The sequence below is a fragment of the Paenibacillus sp. FSL K6-2393 genome (assembly GCF_038002545.1).
Taxonomy (GTDB): Bacteria; Bacillota; Bacilli; order Paenibacillales; family Paenibacillaceae; genus Paenibacillus.
Genome location: NZ_JBBOCU010000001.1, coordinates 4,208,857 through 4,226,943, shown reverse-complemented (window position 1 = coordinate 4,226,943; position 18,087 = coordinate 4,208,857). Strand labels below are relative to the sequence as shown.

Genomic DNA, 18,087 nt, shown 5'->3' with positions numbered 1-18,087 from the left:
GCTTGTTTGTCATCACTTGGATTGAGGTGTCGTCCAATTTAATGCAAAAGCCGTTTCTGTTCCAGTAGTTCAGCTGCGTAAATAACGGCTGCCACCAAGACGTACATATAACTGCCCAGGTAATACAGGCGTGGAACCAGCGGCCATATTATTCTGGCTGTTTTTGGCGAATCGGGATAAATAAAAGAAGTCCGGATAGATCACCATATCCATTAAGTAGGCGGAGACCCGGCTACCTGGAACGCGGAACTGGTTCAGGGTACGTATAATTTCTTCGCCGCGTGCAATACCAATGCCATGACCATAATACCAGTTCTCACGCAGCATGAACGTATTTTCTCCCTGCCACTCGGGGGTTTCCGGAGAAACATCCGGATTTTTGAAATACAGCACATCTCCTGGCAGGGCGGTTTCGCTACCGTTTTTTTCGGTTAATCGCAGGTCACTGTCATAATGCCAGTCGAAGAGTAACAGATTTCGAAACAGGGAATTAAAGGCGTCTTCGCGAATGCTTCCCAGCACGCCACCATACAGCACAATAACGGTAGCTGTTGCACATTCAAAGGCATATAAGTGTCCATTCCTCCAGATATCCCGGATACCGTCGGCGGGTGTCACGTTTGATCTTAGCTCGAACCCACCTTCCGCATTACGATTCCAGTAGGCAGGATTACATCTGGATTTTTCAAAGGATGCAAAACTCACACCGCTTCGATCCAATCCTTCCGCTGCATCCACGAGAGAGCCCCTCAAGTCCCACTCAAAACGAAGATGATCCATGGATTGGTACACATACCTTGTAGGCCGATTCTGGAGTTGCTGTAACCAATGCCATTCAAAAGCAGACCATTCCGAGCGGTTCAGCTGGGCGGGGTGATTAGCAACAATGATCATGATCCATAACCTCCGTTCCTATTCGAATATTCAACATTGTATAATCGGGAGAGCACGGGTATTGTGTAGTATATGACGTGATGTGTTCGAATTGGTATGTACACAATGAAAGTTGTCAGCATTCAAAATTAAAAATGTCGCTTCATGCAGGGATTTTGTCCGATCTCGTTTATCAATCATGGCATTTGGGGTAGTACTCTATAGATGAAGTTATGTTCAGGTCGATCTATTCATACGGAATACATTCGAATTCTCATAAAGGAGGACATGTAATGTCGAAATCCATTACAGAGAGCCGATCTCTGTTCGAACAATTGTATACGCACGCACCAATCGGCATTGCTGTCGCATCGCATGTAAATGGACGGTGGTTGCAGCTTAATCCTGCATTTTGCGAGATGCTTGCATACAGTGAAGATGAACTGATCGATACTTCGGTCATACATATGATCTACGAAGAAGATCTGCATATGGAGGAATTCCGCAGCAAGTTTTGGGAAATGACCCATGAAACAAGTCCGATGTACGAGACGGAGGTTCGTCTGAAACGAAAGGACGGTTCGTTATTATGGTCAACCCTTAGAGCTTGCATTGTTAGGGATGAAACGAATGGTGAGCCCTTGTATTTGCTGGTACAAGCTGCTGATATTACGAAACAAAAAGATGCAGAGGAAATACTCATCGTGCAACGTAAGCAATTGGAAGAGAGCAGTCGTATCTCTCGCCTGCTGGCGGAGTCTTCATTAGATCTGATTGCAATACATGATGCCGATTCTAGTCGTACATTTAAATATGTATCGAATGCATGTAAGAGCATGTTGGGCTATGAGCCAGAAGAAATTATAGGTAAGCCGGGAACATTTGTTATCTATCCGGAGGATGTGCCTATGGTTGAAGCGTACGTGGAAGAGCAGAGAAAGGGTCTGGCTCCCAAACGAATCAATTATCGTCTTTTACATAAGGATGGATCTACGGTGTGGGCAGATACCATTACACATTATGTTTATGACAGTGCAGGTGAACTGATAGAGCTCGTCGCTGTAACCCGGGATATCACTGCCAGCCAGCAACAACAGTTAAGCATGCAGGAGTACAGATCGTTATTTGACTGTAATCCCCTAGGTGTGGCTTCTCTTGATCTGGAAGGCAATCTGCTGAAAGCCAATATGGGTCAGGAACAGTTGACAGGACACACCAAGGAGGAGTTGCTGAGTCGGCCTTTTGATCACCTCATTGATCCTGTGGATCTGGAGAAGACTCGATATCATTTTGAGGAAACGGTGAAGGGCAATGCACAGAGCTACGAGATAGGCTTAATTCACAAAAATGGGCAGCGAATTGAAACAAATGTGATTAATGTTCCTATTATACTTGAGGACAAAGTTGTCGGGGTCTACGGGATTACCAGTGACATTACAGAGTCCAAACGTTACGTCGAGGAAATCGAGAATCTTAGTTATGAACGGGCATTGATTTTGAATGGCATGTCTGAGGGTGTTATCGGACTGGACCTGGATGGGAATCTGAACTTTGCCAATCCAGCCGCTGCGGAGATCATGAACTTCTGTCCAAGTGAAATGAATGGCAAGCCCCTTGACCAGATGATGATCCAAATGCAGAGCGAAGGCATCCCCTACCCATCCAAGGATACACCAATTCTACAGGCTGTTCGTGAGGGACGAGGTCTGCCGCGTACGGAATCCGTATTCTGGAGACAGGATGGATCCAGTTTCCTGGCGGAGTTCCAATTGAAGCCGATTATGGATCAGGGTAGAACCCGCGGGGCAGTGTTGGTTTTCCGTGATATGACATCTGTTAAGGACATCATACGTGCCAAGGAAGCAGCAGAGCATGCAGACCGGGCAAAGTCTGAGTTTCTCGCCATCATGAGTCATGAGCTTCGTACGCCATTAAACGGCATCATGGGCATGGCCCATCTGTTAATGGAAACCGAGCTGGATGATGAACAGAAAGGTTTTGCGGAAATCATGATTGATAGCGGCGAATCCCTTTTGTACATTTTGAACGAAATTTTGGATTTCAGCAAAATCGAAGCAGGCAAAATGGATCTTGAGCGCGCACCTGTAGATATTAAGGCGATGTTGGGTGGGGTGATCGAGCTGTTTGCACTGAAGGCATCAGAGAAAAATATTGAACTCTATTATGAAGTGTCGGATCACATTCCTGAACGCATTAGAGGGGATGAGACACGAATCCGGCAGATTTTGATTAATCTAGTGGGTAATGCCGTTAAATTCACAGAGCAGGGCCGCATTATGGTAAGCGTAGGTGCTGATTTCTCAGATGAGCATGGTCAGGATAACCTGATGTTGACCTTTAAGGTGAGAGATACAGGGATCGGCATTCCAATAGAAAAGCAGCATCAATTGTTCCAATCCTTCTCACAGCTTGATCCGGCCATCAATCGTAAGTTTGGCGGGACAGGTCTAGGCCTTGCGATCAGCAAAAAACTGGTGGAGTTAATGGGCGGAGCGATTGGCGTACAGAGTGAGATCGGTGAGGGGGCAGAATTCCAGTTCACCCTCGTAGTGGAGCGGTGGTTAGAGGAAAGTAATGACCCGATCGATATCACCACGAATGATGAATTGCAATTGGATCGAGCTAGTCTTGCCCATGACATCAAAATTTTGATTGCTGAGGATCAAGCGGTCAACAGTCATCTGTTGGAGGAGATGCTGCGCAAGTTTGGCGGAGTGTGTGATATCGTTGAGAATGGGGCACAGGCCGTCGATTCATTGAACAAGGTTCAATATGACCTGGTGTTTATGGATATTCAAATGCCAGTTATGGATGGGATTGAAGCGACCTGCCACATCAGACAGAGCCACCCAGACATACCGGTTATTGCAGCGATTACAGCTTTTGCAGGCGCCGGTGACCGTGAGGAGTGTCTGAAATGCGGGATGCAGGACTTTATCAGCAAACCGTTTCATTCCACGGAGATTAGCCGCGTACTGAATACATGGGTTCCATATATTCGCTCTCAAAGGGTAACGTAACGGAAAAATAACCTGCGCCTTGAAATTCAAGGTACAGGTTATTCTGTCATTTACTCAAATTAGTTGGCACCGACAACAAAAATCAGGACCAGCCTCCGATTAAACCGGAGAGAGTCACACATTCGTCATCTTCCAAATCTGCAATCAGAGTGAGTTCTTCGTTGTCTTGTGGATCAACGGAGAATAATTCACGGCGTCCGTCCTCATGCACAATAATGACTAACTGATGGCCGCCCTTTGTATCAAACTGGTACTTAACTCCGATACCAGGTAGTGGGCATTCGCGGATATTCATGAAACCTGTCACCTCTTTAGCTTTGCTTAATAAAAAATTAACCGTTCACACAGTACGGATGTATTCTACTATCCATAACACCGTTTGGCAAGTCACAAATAAAATTGGTGTGAAGAATTAATTTTTTCCGCGATGTGATCTTGCACTTTGGCGCTGTCTGGCCCGTCTGCGACGAACAAAAAACCAAATGAGCAGAGCAGCGATAAATAATAGACCAATGACTGCAATTATGATGATATTCCGGATATTGGGAACCTGTACAGTCAGATCCAGTTTATTCATCTGGAGGGGTGAAACGTGCCAAATGAGCGTTTTTCCGCCATCCTCCACCTGATCTGCATTGGAATCGGCTGCCTTGATGGGCAAAGACAACTTAAAGTCAAAGTTAACATCTTTTAACAAGAGGTTTTTAAGAAAGCTAGGCACCTTGTTAATTTGATTTTTGATCTCACCATCGGGCATGGACTCCATGAGATCGGCTTCTGCTGTAATGTGCATCTTGGAAGTGAAGAAGCCGGGTGAAGTTGATTGTTCAACCTTGATCCCTTGTGGTAACTTGGACGTATCAAAGCTGGTTTTATTGCTTTTTTCATAATGGGTGGTCGCTGTGAGCTGCTTCTGATCTCCCTGTTCCGAAACCTCTGCCTGGAAGTTATTTCGATTCAATGCATCTGCGATCAGAGGCATAAGATTGTCTTGTCCAATTTTTCCAAGAGCGGAGTTCTTTACGTTGAGATTGAGATCCAGATCCGTTGATCCATCCATATTCACCGTTAGATGGGCTTCTCCATCAGCACAGGCGGATAAAATACATAACATAAGGGCTAATAAAACAGTAAGAAATAACTGACGTACGGGGATGCGAGTTGACATGTCTTTCAACCTTTCTGCGTAAAAATCCAAATTCCATTTCATAGAAGTATAGTATACACCGTAAGCATGGCGGATGAAACTTTGAACCGTGCAATGAGGTACGTATGATTTAGTGTGATCGGGGAAATAATCCATTTATTAAAATTAAAGATTTCGTATTTTTGTCAATGTTCGGTCAATTCAAACGGCGCTTCACCGTGTACACTAGTAGTAGTGTGATGAATATACGGAAGCAGGGAGGTTACATTCATGACATATATCATTATTATGGCTGTTATTATGGTCGTGGGCATGGTCGGAATGGGCTGGTTCTATCAGATTATGGATAAAGACCAAAGCTAGTATTGTTTAAATGTGAAAAGAAGAGAGACAACCTATAAGCTGGCTTCGCTAACGCGAGGCGGGCTTATTTGTGTTGGGAAAATTTTGAGGCACTGACCTTACATAAGTAAGTAATATATGTAACCATTCATGTTGCACAATTTGACCGATGGACAAATATTTTTCGTAAAGATGGGATTTTTTAGCTGCTCTTTTGTATAATAGGGGGTAGTTTAACTCGGGATCCTCCCGAAATTCTGCCAAACAGGAAAGGGTGTACATAAATGAAATTTAGTGAGTATACGTATACACGTCCGAATCTGGAGCACATCAAGACATCTTTCCGTGAGCTGTTGAGCGGTTTTGAAGCTGCGGCAACGGTTGAAGAACAGAGTGGGTTCATGGATCAGATTAACGCGCTGCGCAGTGATTTTGAGACACAAGCCCAATTGGTCTACATCCGTCATTCCATTGATACCAATGATGAGTTTTACAAGGCGGAGAACGAATTTCTGGATGAGAATGCACCAATTGTACAGGAATACATCACGGATTTTTACCGTGCATTGGTTAACTCGAAATTCCGCAATGAGTTGGAACAAAAATGGGGTTCACAGCTGTTCCAGCTGGCGGATCTTTCATTAAAAACATTCAGCCCGGAAATTATTGAAGAACTCCAGAAGGAGAACAAACTTTCCACAGAATACAATCAGTTGATCGCATCCGCCAAAATTCCGTTCGAAGGTGAAGAGCGCACATTGCCACAGCTTCATCCATTTGAACTGTCCACGGATCGCTCCATGCGGGAGCGTGCTTCGGAGGCCAGATACACTTTCATGGCTGAACATGAAGCTGAATTCGATCGCATTTATGATGAACTGGTTAAAGTACGTACACAGATTGCGAAGAAACTGGGTTATCCAAGCTATGTGGAACTCGGCTATGATCGTATGAACCGCACGGATTACAACGCAGAGATGGTTGCCAACTTCCGTGCACAAGTTCGTGATTATATCGTACCTGTGGCGACCAAGCTCAGAGAGCGTCAGCGTAATCGGATTGATGTGGATACACTGTATTATTACGATCAGGGCTTCAGCTTCAAGACGGGTAACCCGACACCTAAAGGTGACGCGGACTGGATTATTGATAATGGAAAAAAAATGTACGCTGAATTATCACCAGAGACGGATGCCTTTTTCCAAATGATGACCGAAAACGAGCTTATGGATCTGGTAAGCAAAAAAGGTAAACAGGGCGGCGGATATTGTACGTTCCTGAACGATTACAAAGTGCCGTTTATCTTCTCCAACTTCAACGGTACATCCGGTGATATTGATGTATTGACACATGAAGCAGGTCATGCTTTCCAAGTGTATGAGAGCCGTGATTTTGCAGTGCCTGAATACAACTGGCCGACATATGAATCGGCTGAAATTCATTCCATGAGTATGGAGTTCTTCACATGGCCGTGGATGCAGTTGTTCTTCAAGGAAGATACGGACAAGTACAAGTTTGATCACCTGTCTTCTGGTCTGTTGTTCATTCCGTATGGCGTAGCCGTGGATGAATTCCAGCATTTTGTGTATGCGAACCCGGATGCAACACCAACGGAGCGTAAGCAGGCATGGCGCAACATTGAGAAGACCTATCTGCCACACATCAATTACAAAGATAATGCGTATCTGGAGCAGGGTGGTTTCTGGCATAAGCAAGGTCACATTTTCTCATCGCCGTTCTACTACATTGACTACACGTTGGCACAAATCTGTGCATTCCAGTTCTGGAAACGCAGCAATGAGGACATGAAGTCCGCATGGGCCGACTATCTGACATTGTGCAAAGCGGGAGGAAGCCTGTCCTTCACCGGATTAGTCGAACTGGCTGGATTGAACTCTCCATTCGAGGATGGCTGTGTATCCTCCGTAATTGGCGATATTGAGGCATGGCTTGACGGCGTGAACGATAAGGCGCTGTAAACCTTCGTAAGGATGCTTTTAGTGAAAGTACCTTCGGTAAGGTATAAGCACTGGATAAAGCTTTAAGATAGATAAGTAAGACGGCTTGGAGACCTTCGGGTGTCTGGGTCGTCTTTTTCATTATGGGTAAAAATCAACCTCAAGTGTAACATTTATCGGACTTATTGTGATTTATTTCACTATATATGAAAACGGATTCAGTTACAATGGAGATAGTAAATCAGGGGTTACAGGAGGCTGGTTCAAATGGCAACACATGCATATTATGTTCCGCCCGTGAACTTGATGGGTAGAGGATGTTTACAGGAAGCAGGTCAGATGATTGAACAGATGGGTATCCGCAAGGCGCTGGTTGTAAGTGATCGTCAGTTGATTACTTCAGGCGTTGCTGAACAGGTACTGTCTATATTAAGAAAATCAGGGTTAGACTATGTAGTATATGATGAGGTTCAGGCTAATCCAACATGTCAGAATGTACATGATGGACTTCAAGTATTCCAGGATCATGGCTGTGACGCCATTATATCGATAGGCGGAGGTTCACCGCAGGATGCTGCCAAAGGCATTGGCATTGTAGCTACCAACGGTGGGCATATCCGTGAATATGAAGGATTTCATCAATCGAAACATAAGTCCGTGCCACTTGTGGCTGTTAACACAACGGCTGGCACATCGAGCGAGGTGACAATAAACTACGTGATTACAGATGAGGAACGTAAAGTGAAGATGGTGATGGTGGACCGCAATAGTCTGGTCTCCCTGTCGGTTAATGATCCGGAGCTGATGCTCAGCAAACCTGCAAGTCTCACAGCGGCCACAGGAATGGATGCGTTGACCCATGCCGTGGAAGCGATGGTTACACCGGGTGGATTTACAGTGACAAGTGCGACAGCTGCAGCAGCTGTTGAACTGATCTTTGAATATTTGCCAAGAGCCGTGAGAGACGGCAGTGATCTGGAAGCGCGGGAACATATGACGTATGCGTGTTTCCTTGGCGGGATTGCTTTTAATAATGCGGGCCTGGGTTATGTCCATGCGATGGCACATCAACTGGGTGGCGTATATGATCTGCCGCACGGTGTCTGTAACGCAATGTTACTCCCCTATGTGGAAGAGTTAAACGCCAAGCATGTACCCGGCAAATTCCGTCATATTGCTAAGGCAATTGGTATGGATGTGAAGGGTAGAAGTGATGAGGAGTGTTCCGATTACGTCATTGAGGCCATCCGTCAGCTATCAAAGGAAGTTGGGATCCCTGAGAAACTGTCTGAACTGGGTGTAAAAGATCCCGATGTGGAACTACTTGCCGATAACGCGATGAAAGATGCCTGTGCACCAGGCAATCCCTATCAACCGTCCAAGGATGAAGTGATGGAGCTGTTCCGCAAAATTATATAGACTGATTCAGAAACGGATACACCAAAGTACGATCCTGTTGAAGCTAGAGCATCATGGACCAAGCAGGGGCCAAAAAATAACAGACAAAATGAGCCGGGATCGAAAGTCGGCTTTTTTGTCATGTGAACTCATGATTTTTACTTATTTTTCCACTTAATGATTGCACAAAAACTAAAGGATTTTGCTTCTCTATTATCGAATACAATATAAATAACAGCGGCACGAGAAAGGGTAATCTCACCCAAAACTTGATGTCGATGTTTTCCAGTAAGATTCCCCAGTCCGTTTCGTGTTTAATGTTAAATAGGAGTAGTCTATTTCATTTGCACGAGCTACACCTGAAGTTCTGCATCTAACATTCACCTCTGTAAGACAATCAAGGCAATTCTACACCAGAATCATCTCTATTTCAGGCTTTACAATCCAAGAAGTTCAACTGCAACAAGATTCATCCAGTTACACATCTGTACAGCATGCTCCTAATCAAGACAACAGTGTCCACACAACAGAATATCGATTATGGGCTCTGAAATGAATCAGAACGAATGCACGTGGAGGAGGCTGTAATGATGGCGAAAAAAGAAGTTGTAGCGATGCTACTTGCCGGAGGGCAAGGTAAGAGGTTAAAAGGATTGACCAAATCACTGGCTAAGCCAGCTGTATATTTTGGGGGCACGTACCGAATCATTGATTTTCCGCTGAGTAACTGCTCTAATTCTGGTATTGATACAGTGGGTGTATTAACTCAATATGAACCACTTGTCTTACATTCCTATATTGGCATTGGCAGTGACTGGGATCTGGATCGGAAAAACGGCGGGGTATATGTACTTCCTCCACATGAACGTGAAGACGGTAGCAACTGGTACCGGGGTACAGCGGATGCGATCTTCCGCAACCTGAACTTTATTGAACAATTCGATCCTGAGCATGTGCTCATTCTGTCAGGGGATCATATCTATAAGATGGACTATGAAAAAATGCTCCAGTATCACAAAGAAAAAGATGCGGATTGCACCATATCGGTCATCGATGTCTCATTGGAAGAAGCCAGCCGATTTGGGGTGCTGAACACCAACGATGACTATAGCATCTATGAATTTGAAGAAAAACCTCCTGAGCCCAAGAGCACACTAGCTTCCATGGGTATCTATCTCTTCAAGTGGGATGTACTGAAACGTTTCCTGATCCAGGATGAACAACAGGCATCCACCTCCTATGATTTTGGTAAAGATATTATTCCTTTATTGCTTGAAAACGAAAAATCCTTATATGCATATCCATTCGAAGGTTATTGGAAAGACGTTGGTACCATTCGCAGTCTGTGGGAATCCAATATGGACCTGTTGGACGAAGACACACCATTTAATCTCAATGATCCGGACTGGCGTATTTTCACACGCAATCCGAACCAACCTGCACAATATATCTCACCTTCGGGCAAGGTACGGAATTGTATTATTAGTGAAGGCACTGTAGTGCATGGTGAGGTCAATCATTCTGTTCTGTTCTACGGAATTGAAGTTGGTGAGAACAGTGCTGTCATCGATTCGGTGATCATGCCAAAAGTGAAAATCGGGCAAAATGTGCGCATTTACCGAGCTATTATCGCAGAAGGATTGGTTATTCCTGATGGAACACAGATTTCGCCTGCACCGGGAGATGAGAGTGATATATTGCTCGTGGATCAGGAAGAATTGGAACGTCAGCTTCGCCAAGGAATAACCAGCAAGGCCTAATTGAAGTCAAAAGGACGGTGCATGCGATGAAACCATTGATCGGAGTTATTAACCTTGACCATGAACTTGAAGAATTGAAGGAATTGACGTATTTTCGCTGCGGAGCCGCGGTGCCATATGCCGGGCGTTACCGTCTGATCGATTTTGTTCTATCCAATATGATGAATGCAGGCATTGAGAGTATTGGTGTATTTGTACGGCGAAAATATCGCTCGTTGATGGACCATCTTGGTGATGGTAAGCCTTGGGATTTGGATCGCAAACATGGGGGTATGTTTATTTTGCCACCAGACTGGAATGATCCAACAGATACATCACAGGGGGACTTGCAGCATTTCCATAACAATTTGGACTTTTTCCATAGAGGGGCAGGACAATATGTTGTGCATGCGGGCAGTCGCCATGTGACCAAAGCAGACCTCCAGGATGTCTACAGGTATCACATCAGTAAAGGAGCGGACGTTACACTGGTCTGCAAAAAGGTAGATCAGCTGCTGCCTGAGCATGACGCCTGTGTCAAAGTTGACCATGACGGGGACGGTAACGTGGTGGACATTCACCAAAGCGCTAATCACCCGAATATATATACAGAAATTTTCATTATGGAAAAAGAATTGTTCTTGCGCCAGGTGCAACGCTGCATTGATCATGGCGAGAGTCATTTCTTCCGGGATGTGATTCAAAAAAATCCGGATGGATTGAATATCGCTGCCTATGCATATGATGGCTATCACGCAGTCATCAATTCCATTGACAGTTATTATCGCAACAGTATGGATCTGCTGAACACAGGGCAATATGAACAACTGTTCAAGGAAGATCCAATCCAGACCAAAATTAAATACGAAGCGCCTGCCAAATACCTGGATACCGCCGATGTTAAACATTCACTTCTCGCGAATGGCTGCATTGTTGGTGGAGAGGTGGAGGACAGCATTCTGTTCCGTGGTGTACAGGTGGCCAAGGGTGCCAAAATAAAAGGTTCCATCATCATGCAGAAATGTTACATTGGTGAGGGGACGGTCCTTGAGAATGTCATTCTCGATAAAGACGTGAGGCTGACCGGAGGACAGACACTGATCGGTGACCCGTCGAATCCATACATTTTAGCGAAAAGTACTATTATCTAATGCCCACACGTAACCGATATCTTCTATAAATATATATAAAATAAAAATCCTGTAGGATGGATTTAAGGTTCATACACATTCGATGCAAGAATTGCATCTTCGAAAGTTCTCACTAACATGCAAACGTAGTGGAGGGGACGAAATCGATTCTGAAGGAGCATAGACTGTCTCCAAATTTCAACCTTGTACTATATAAATTCAACTTAAACATTTACACAAAACGGAGAGGACAGAAAGAACCTGAAGAAGTGCAGCGTGCGCCTTTATCCCCGGATTTTCCCTATTGAAAAAGGAATCAAAAAATCTGGGGATAACAGCGATCGGAAGGTTATTCTGTCATCGGAGTGGCCAGTGTAAATACGGTTTAGTTCAATGTATATAGGTAATTGAGAAAATTTGGAGACAACAGCGATCAGAAGAACGATTCGTGACCGGAACGGCCACTTTGCAGAGTGCTGAGGAACTGAGTGTGTGAACCACCACCGTCCTGCAGGATTTCCCCGGGAGGAACCTACTTTTGTTTGACAACAAGGAAACGTTCAAGAGTATATTTACACGGAATCTGGTCAGCAAATTGGGCAAACCGATTGAAGAAGCAACACAGGAAGACGTGTACCACGTACTGGGAAGCATGATTCGTGAATATGCAGGCCAGGATTGGGCAGCGTCGAATCAGGGGTTCAAGCAGCGCCAGGATAAACAGGTCTATTACTTCTCGCTGGAATTCCTGATTGGACGTCTGCTCGGCAACAATCTGCTGAATGTAAATGAATTGGAATTGGTGCGTGACAGTCTGGCTGATCTGGGTTTCTCCTTGGAAGAGGTGGAAGAACAGGAGGCGGATGCAGGACTCGGTAACGGAGGTCTGGGACGACTCGCTGCCTGTTTCCTGGATTCACTGGCATCACTCCGATATGCAGGACATGGTTGCGGGATTCGTTATAAATACGGTTTGTTTGAGCAAAAAATCATCAATGGTAATCAGGTAGAGTTACCCGACAATTGGCTGGATAAGGGCAATGAATGGGAAGTCCGCCGTCCAGACAAAAAGGTGGAAGTACAGTTCTGGGGCCGGGTAGAAGCTCATGAGCAGGATGGAGAATATCAGTTTGTTACAAAAGATGCCGAATCGGTTGTCGCCATTCCCTATGACGTGCCTGTCATTGGTTATGGTCAAACCCATGTAAATACATTGCGACTCTGGAGTGCCGAGCCAAAGCGCGAGACTTCACTCGACACCCCTTCGAACTACTACGGTTATCTGGATTATAGTCGTTCGGTTGAATCAATCTCGGAATTCCTGTATCCGGATGATTCCCAGTACGAAGGAAAGCTGCTGCGATTGAAGCAGCAGTACTTCATGTGTTCAGCAGGTGTACAGAGCGCCTTGCGTACGTTCAACAAGCTGGAGCTACCGTATGATCGTTTGCCTGATAAAGTGGCTTTCCACATTAATGACACGCATCCAACCTTGGTTATTCCAGAACTGATGCGCATCCTGATTGATGTGAAGGGATATGGCTGGGATGAAGCATGGGATATCACAACGCGTACTGTATCGTACACCAATCATACAACGCTTAGTGAGGCGCTTGAGAAATGGCCTGTATCCATGATCAGCAGGCTGCTGCCACGGATCTACATGATCATTGAAGAGATCAACAAACGCTTTTGTGGCATGCTGCTGGATCGGTATCCGGGAGATCAGGATCGCATAGGGCATCTGGCGATTGTTGCGAACGATCAGGTACGGATGGCGCATCTGGCGATTGTGGGCAGTCACAGCGTGAATGGTGTTGCTGCATTGCATACCGAGATTTTGAAAGAGCGCGAGATGGCTCCGTTCTATGCGCTGTATCCAGAGCGTTTCAATAACAAAACGAATGGTATTACACATCGCCGCTGGTTGATGCATGCCAATCCGAAACTTTCGGATCTGATTACGGATACAATCGGTAACGAATGGATAACAGAGCCGGGCAAGCTGGACCAGTTGGCTGGTTTTGCGGATAATACATCATTCCAGGAGCAGTTCCGTTTAATTAAGCGGGATAACAAAGAGCGGCTTGCTGCGTATATTCTGGATCATACCGGGACAGCAGTGAATCCGGATTCCATCTTTGATGTACAGGTGAAGAGGCTGCACGGGTATAAACGTCAGCTGTTGAACATTCTGCATGTCATGCATCTGTATAACCGGCTTAAGAATGATGCTTCGTTTGATATGGTGCCACGTACCTTCATCTTTGGTGCCAAGGCAGCGCCGAGTTATTATTTTGCCAAGAAAATTATTAAGCTGATCAACACCGTGGCTGACACAGTGAATCGGGATGCGGCCGTAAATGACCGCTTGAAGGTATTTTTCCTCGAAAACTATTCCGTCTCTCTTGCAGAGAAGATCATTCCCGCTGCGGATGTTAGTGAACAGATCTCAACCGCAGGCAAGGAAGCTTCCGGTACGGGCAACATGAAATTTATGATGAACGGTGCTTTAACGATTGGCACGATGGATGGAGCCAACGTGGAGATGGCGGAGCAGGTCGGAGAAGAAAATATGTTCATTTATGGTCTGCGTGCAGACGAAGTGCTTGAGTACTATCGTTCGGGCAGCTATCGTCCGAATGAGATTGTGCAGCACGATGAACGCATTCGCGAGGTCGTGGAGCAATTAGTGCATCCAGGTGCATTCTGTTATCGTGACGGGGAGTTCTGGGATATTTATGACTCCTTGCTGGCCCATGGTGACGAATACTTTGTCTTGCGTGATTTTGCTGCTTATGCAGATGCGCATGCTGCGATTGACCAAGCGTATCGGGATATTCCGGGCTGGACTCGGAAAGCGATATTAAACACGGCACATTCCGGCATATTCTCCAGTGATCGTACCATTAGTGAGTATGCGACAGATATCTGGGGTATTCATCCCGTGTCCGGGAACTGGAAAGGTTAAGAATAGATTGTTAGACTAACAAGTCCCCTTGTTCACAAGAGACATCTCTGCTGGTAAATCAACCAGAGTAGAGAGTATCTCCTTGTAGAACAAGGGGATTTTGGCATACAGTGTATCATAGTGTCATTCAACTTGAAGATAAGCGAAACTCGCGTATTTTTCATCATACAAGTTCGCACACAAAATCAAAAAAATGATCTGGATCTCAGTCATACTACATAAGAAATCGTTTGATATTTCGAATTAGATAGGGGACTCGGCGCTATGGATCATTACACACGAATTCAGCTTGCTATTGAGTATCTGGAACAGCATTTGCAAGATGAGTTTAATATCAGAGAGACGTCTGCTGCTGCGAGCTTTTCGGCGTTTCATTTTCAGCGTTTATTCCAGGCGATCACCGGATTAACGGTACTGGAATATGTGCGCAGACGCAGATTAACGGAAGCTGCAGGGATGCTGCGGGACACGTCGGAAGGCATATTGGACATTGCGATGAGCTTCGGCTATCAATCTCAGGAGGCATTTACCCGTGCATTTTCAGCCTATTTTGGAATGACACCCGCGAAGCTGCGCAAGCTGGAAGTGGATCAGTTGTCTCTTCTGAAGATGCAACAGAGCATTGATTTTAACGATTATCGAACCCAGATTGGTGGAACATTCCACATGAACACACCCCGTCTGGTCACATTGGCACCAAACTGGATTGTCGGCTATGAATATAAGACCAACCTGAATGACAATCAACATTATGCTGAAATCCCCGGATTTTATCATGATTTTGGCATGGAACAGAGATTCATGGCGATCCCGGAGAGGACACGCCCTGATATGGCTTACGGTGTGGCCTGTCATTTTGAAGAGGATGGAGCATTTTCTTTTATTGTGGGTGAAGAAAGCAGTGGAGCATCACAGACACTTGAACCCGGTTTTACTTCGATTGAAATTCCGGGCGGCTTGTATGCAGAGTTCACCGTGGAAGGCTCTGGGCAGGATATTCGGAAAATGATCTATGGCAGCTGGCTGCCGCAGTCCAACTATGAACGGAGGGAAGGGCCGGACTTTGAAGTGACGGATGTCTGGAAATCGACCCCTGAACAATTGGACATGAAGATCTATATCCCGTTAAAATAGACCTTACCGCTTCGCGGAAAACAAGGTCGGAGGATTGATGGAATGAACGAAAAGTCGTGGCTCCACTCCAAGTGGATGCTGACCATTGTTGCTTGCATGGCAGTGCTTTACCTACTGATTATGGGCATTTTACTGTTTGTCAGTGGACGAACACCTAGCATGTATTATCAATATAATCTCGTACCCTTCGAGACGATTCGTCCACTTCTGTTGGAGAGGGAGAGGTACAATATAGATACCTGGGTCAAAAACCTGTTTGGCAATATCGTATTGTTCATTCCGCTGGGCATCTGGATCCCATGGTTGTTTCGGAGGTGTCGTTCGTTCCTGACCTTTACATCTACAGTTGTTTTGCTTCTGCTGGGTGTTGAGGTCACACAATTGATTACACGTGTAGGTTCGTTTGATGTGGATGACATTATTCTGAACACGATCGGTGCCTGGATAGGTTACGCCGGATTTAAGTTAATCTTATGTTCACGAAGAAGGACTCGGAATTGACCCGCAGATCGTGGTCATGACCGGGTCTTTTTGCATAAGATACCTTTCAAATGTTTACAAGGGAATCATTTCGGATAAAACATATTAACGGCTTATTTATATCGTGAGCAGAGATTATATGGTGAACAATGATGAGAGCGAGGTGGGCGATATCGTTTGGTGGAAAGAGAGTGTGGTATACCAGATTTACCCGAGCAGCTTTAAAGATTCGGACGGGGATGGATATGGTGATTTGCAGGGAATCTATGAGAAGCTCGATTATTTGGAGAATTTAGGCGTAGATGTGATCTGGCTCTGTCCCATTTACGATTCACCAGGACATGATAACGGATATGATATCCGGGATTACTACGGCATTTTACGTAAGTATGGGACGATGGAGGATTTTGATCGATTTTTGGCAGAGGCACACAAGCGTGGTCTCAAGATCATGATGGACCTGGTACTGAATCATACGTCGGATGAACATGCGTGGTTTGCTGAATCGCGTTCATCAAAGATAAATCCGAAACGGGATTATTATATTTGGCGTTCAGGCAAAAATGGTCAGGTGCCGAATAACTGGGAGTCCTATTTTGGAGGTTCGGTGTGGAAGCATGATCCCGAGACAAATGAGTATTATCTGCATCTGTATTCGGAACAGCAACCGGATCTCAACTGGAACAATGCACAGATGGCAGAAGAGATGTATGAGATGGTGCATTGGTGGCTGGAAAAAGGGGTCGACGGATTCCGTTTCGATGCAGTAGCGCATATCGCCAAGGCAGAGGGTCTGCCAAGTGCCCACAATCCGGATAATCTGCCGGTGGTTCCAGCGTATCAGCTCTTTTCCAACCTGGAACAGGTACACTCGATTTTGAAGAAACTGAATAACATGATCCTGAAACCTTACGGACCCATGACGGTTGGCGAGACTTCCGGACTTGGGCCTGAGCAGGCCTTGGCTTATGTGGGGACGGATCGTGACGAACTTAATATGGTATTCCAGTTTGAGCATATGTTTATCGATGCCAAATCCTCCGGAATTGGTAAATGGAACTATAAGGAATGGAAATTGACAGATCTCAAAGAAATCATGAGCCGGTGGCAAACAGTTTTACATGGTAGAGGCTGGAACGCCAATTATATGGGCAACCATGATCAGCCACGTCCGGTTTCCCGTTTTGGTGATGACGGTAAATATCGGGTGCGTTCTGCTCAAATGCTGGCGACATGGATGCTTACACTCGAAGGGACCCCCTACATCTATCAAGGAGAAGAGATCGGCATGACCAATGTCGCTTTTCAGGATATCGAACAATACCGGGACATTGAGACCAAAAATTATTACAATCATTACATTGGTCAAGGTAAGTCGAAGCACGAAGTCATGCAGGCGATCTGGCTGAAGAGTCGTGATAATGCCCGCACGCCGATGCAATGGGATGAGACGGAACACGCAGGGTTTACCCAGGGTCAGCCGTGGATTCAGGTGAATGATAATTATCCTGAGATTAATGTGGCTGATGCCGAAAGTGATCCGCAATCCATTTTGCATTATTACCGTAAGTTAATTGCGCTTCGCAAACAACATAAAGTGCTTATCTATGGCGCATATGAGCTGTTACTGCCGGATGATCCGGATATCTATGCCTATACCCGAACGCTGGAAGATGAGCAGATGCTGGTCATTCTGAATTTCCGTGGCCATGAACCTGAGATGCACTGGCCGGAAGGCTGGGATTCCGAGCATGCCAAACTGATCATTAGCAACGTAAGCAGACGTTATTCTACCGATGAAGGTGCCATTCAGCTTCAGCCGTATGAGGCAAGGGTATATCGTAAGCAGCGGTGACACGGAGGCTAGCGTAATT

12 protein-coding genes are annotated in these 18,087 nt (G+C 45.5%); 9 read left to right on the top strand and 3 right to left on the bottom strand.

All coding sequences use genetic code 11. From position 1 onward, the window contains the following. Positions 1-69: 69 nt before the first annotated feature. Positions 70-894 carry a protein-glutamine gamma-glutamyltransferase gene (locus tag MHI14_RS18395; protein ID WP_341130974.1) on the bottom strand — a complete coding sequence of 275 codons (825 nt, stop codon included), beginning with the start codon at positions 892-894 and terminating at the stop codon, positions 70-72. A gap of 272 nt (positions 895-1,166) precedes the next feature. Between MHI14_RS18395 and MHI14_RS18390 the strand changes: the two genes are divergently transcribed. Then, a complete protein-coding gene (locus MHI14_RS18390) occupies positions 1,167-3,914 on the top strand; it encodes a PAS domain-containing hybrid sensor histidine kinase/response regulator (protein ID WP_341130973.1) in 2,748 nt (915 codons plus the stop codon). Between the two features lie 82 nt (positions 3,915-3,996). On the opposite strand, the gene MHI14_RS18385 is transcribed toward MHI14_RS18390, so the two are convergent. Then, positions 3,997-4,209 (bottom strand): hypothetical protein, encoded by a 213-nt coding sequence (locus tag MHI14_RS18385; protein ID WP_017688899.1) that lies wholly within the window; start codon positions 4,207-4,209, stop codon positions 3,997-3,999. A 117-nt stretch (positions 4,210-4,326) separates the two neighbouring features. Then, a complete protein-coding gene (locus MHI14_RS18380) occupies positions 4,327-5,082 on the bottom strand; it encodes a hypothetical protein (protein WP_341130972.1) in 756 nt (251 codons plus the stop codon). Between the two features lie 605 nt (positions 5,083-5,687). Between MHI14_RS18380 and MHI14_RS18375 the strand changes: the two genes are divergently transcribed. The 8 genes from MHI14_RS18375 to MHI14_RS18340 all read left to right on the top strand — a co-directional run bounded on the left by MHI14_RS18375 (position 5,688) and on the right by MHI14_RS18340 (position 18,068). Beyond that, positions 5,688-7,382: a M3 family oligoendopeptidase gene (locus MHI14_RS18375; RefSeq protein ID WP_076217123.1), complete on the top strand. Its 1,695-nt coding sequence runs from the start codon at positions 5,688-5,690 to the stop codon at positions 7,380-7,382. A gap of 246 nt (positions 7,383-7,628) precedes the next feature. Beyond that, the gene (locus tag MHI14_RS18370; RefSeq protein ID WP_150367542.1) at positions 7,629-8,780 is read left to right on the top strand and encodes an iron-containing alcohol dehydrogenase; all 1,152 of its coding nucleotides are present in this window, start codon (positions 7,629-7,631) and stop codon (positions 8,778-8,780) included. A gap of 569 nt (positions 8,781-9,349) precedes the next feature. Beyond that, positions 9,350-10,519, top strand: a complete 1,170-nt coding sequence (locus MHI14_RS18365; protein WP_091031411.1) for a glucose-1-phosphate adenylyltransferase — start codon at positions 9,350-9,352, stop codon at positions 10,517-10,519. A gap of 26 nt (positions 10,520-10,545) precedes the next feature. Further along, the gene (glgD, locus tag MHI14_RS18360; RefSeq protein WP_091031408.1) at positions 10,546-11,649 is read left to right on the top strand and encodes a glucose-1-phosphate adenylyltransferase subunit GlgD; all 1,104 of its coding nucleotides are present in this window, start codon (positions 10,546-10,548) and stop codon (positions 11,647-11,649) included. A gap of 517 nt (positions 11,650-12,166) precedes the next feature. Continuing rightward, positions 12,167-14,599: a glycogen/starch/alpha-glucan phosphorylase gene (locus MHI14_RS18355; protein WP_091031406.1), complete on the top strand. Its 2,433-nt coding sequence runs from the start codon at positions 12,167-12,169 to the stop codon at positions 14,597-14,599. Positions 14,600-14,863: 264 nt separating this feature from the next. Then, positions 14,864-15,733, top strand: coding sequence for an AraC family transcriptional regulator (locus MHI14_RS18350; protein WP_341130971.1), 870 nt, complete (start codon positions 14,864-14,866; stop codon positions 15,731-15,733). Between the two features lie 42 nt (positions 15,734-15,775). Beyond that, entirely contained in the window at positions 15,776-16,234 is a 459-nt protein-coding gene (locus MHI14_RS18345) for a VanZ family protein (RefSeq protein ID WP_341130970.1), read from the top strand. Between the two features lie 118 nt (positions 16,235-16,352). Then, entirely contained in the window at positions 16,353-18,068 is a 1,716-nt protein-coding gene (locus MHI14_RS18340) for a glycoside hydrolase family 13 protein (protein ID WP_341131722.1), read from the top strand. Positions 18,069-18,087 lie beyond the last annotated feature (19 nt).

Bases quoted from the DNA above. Each gene is read 5' to 3' on its own strand.
- MHI14_RS18395 (WP_341130974.1), bottom strand. From the start codon at position 894: ATGATCATTGTTGCTAATCACCCCGCCCAGCTGAACCGCTCGGAATGG.
- MHI14_RS18390 (WP_341130973.1), top strand. From the start codon at position 1,167: ATGTCGAAATCCATTACAGAGAGCCGATCTCTGTTCGAACAATTGTAT.
- MHI14_RS18385 (WP_017688899.1), bottom strand. From the start codon at position 4,209: ATGAATATCCGCGAATGCCCACTACCTGGTATCGGAGTTAAGTACCAG.
- MHI14_RS18380 (WP_341130972.1), bottom strand. From the start codon at position 5,082: ATGTCAACTCGCATCCCCGTACGTCAGTTATTTCTTACTGTTTTATTA.
- MHI14_RS18375 (WP_076217123.1), top strand. From the start codon at position 5,688: ATGAAATTTAGTGAGTATACGTATACACGTCCGAATCTGGAGCACATC.
- MHI14_RS18370 (WP_150367542.1), top strand. From the start codon at position 7,629: ATGGCAACACATGCATATTATGTTCCGCCCGTGAACTTGATGGGTAGA.
- MHI14_RS18365 (WP_091031411.1), top strand. From the start codon at position 9,350: ATGGCGAAAAAAGAAGTTGTAGCGATGCTACTTGCCGGAGGGCAAGGT.
- glgD (WP_091031408.1), top strand. From the start codon at position 10,546: ATGAAACCATTGATCGGAGTTATTAACCTTGACCATGAACTTGAAGAA.
- MHI14_RS18350 (WP_341130971.1), top strand. From the start codon at position 14,864: ATGGATCATTACACACGAATTCAGCTTGCTATTGAGTATCTGGAACAG.
- MHI14_RS18345 (WP_341130970.1), top strand. From the start codon at position 15,776: ATGAACGAAAAGTCGTGGCTCCACTCCAAGTGGATGCTGACCATTGTT.
- MHI14_RS18340 (WP_341131722.1), top strand. From the start codon at position 16,353: ATGGTGAACAATGATGAGAGCGAGGTGGGCGATATCGTTTGGTGGAAA.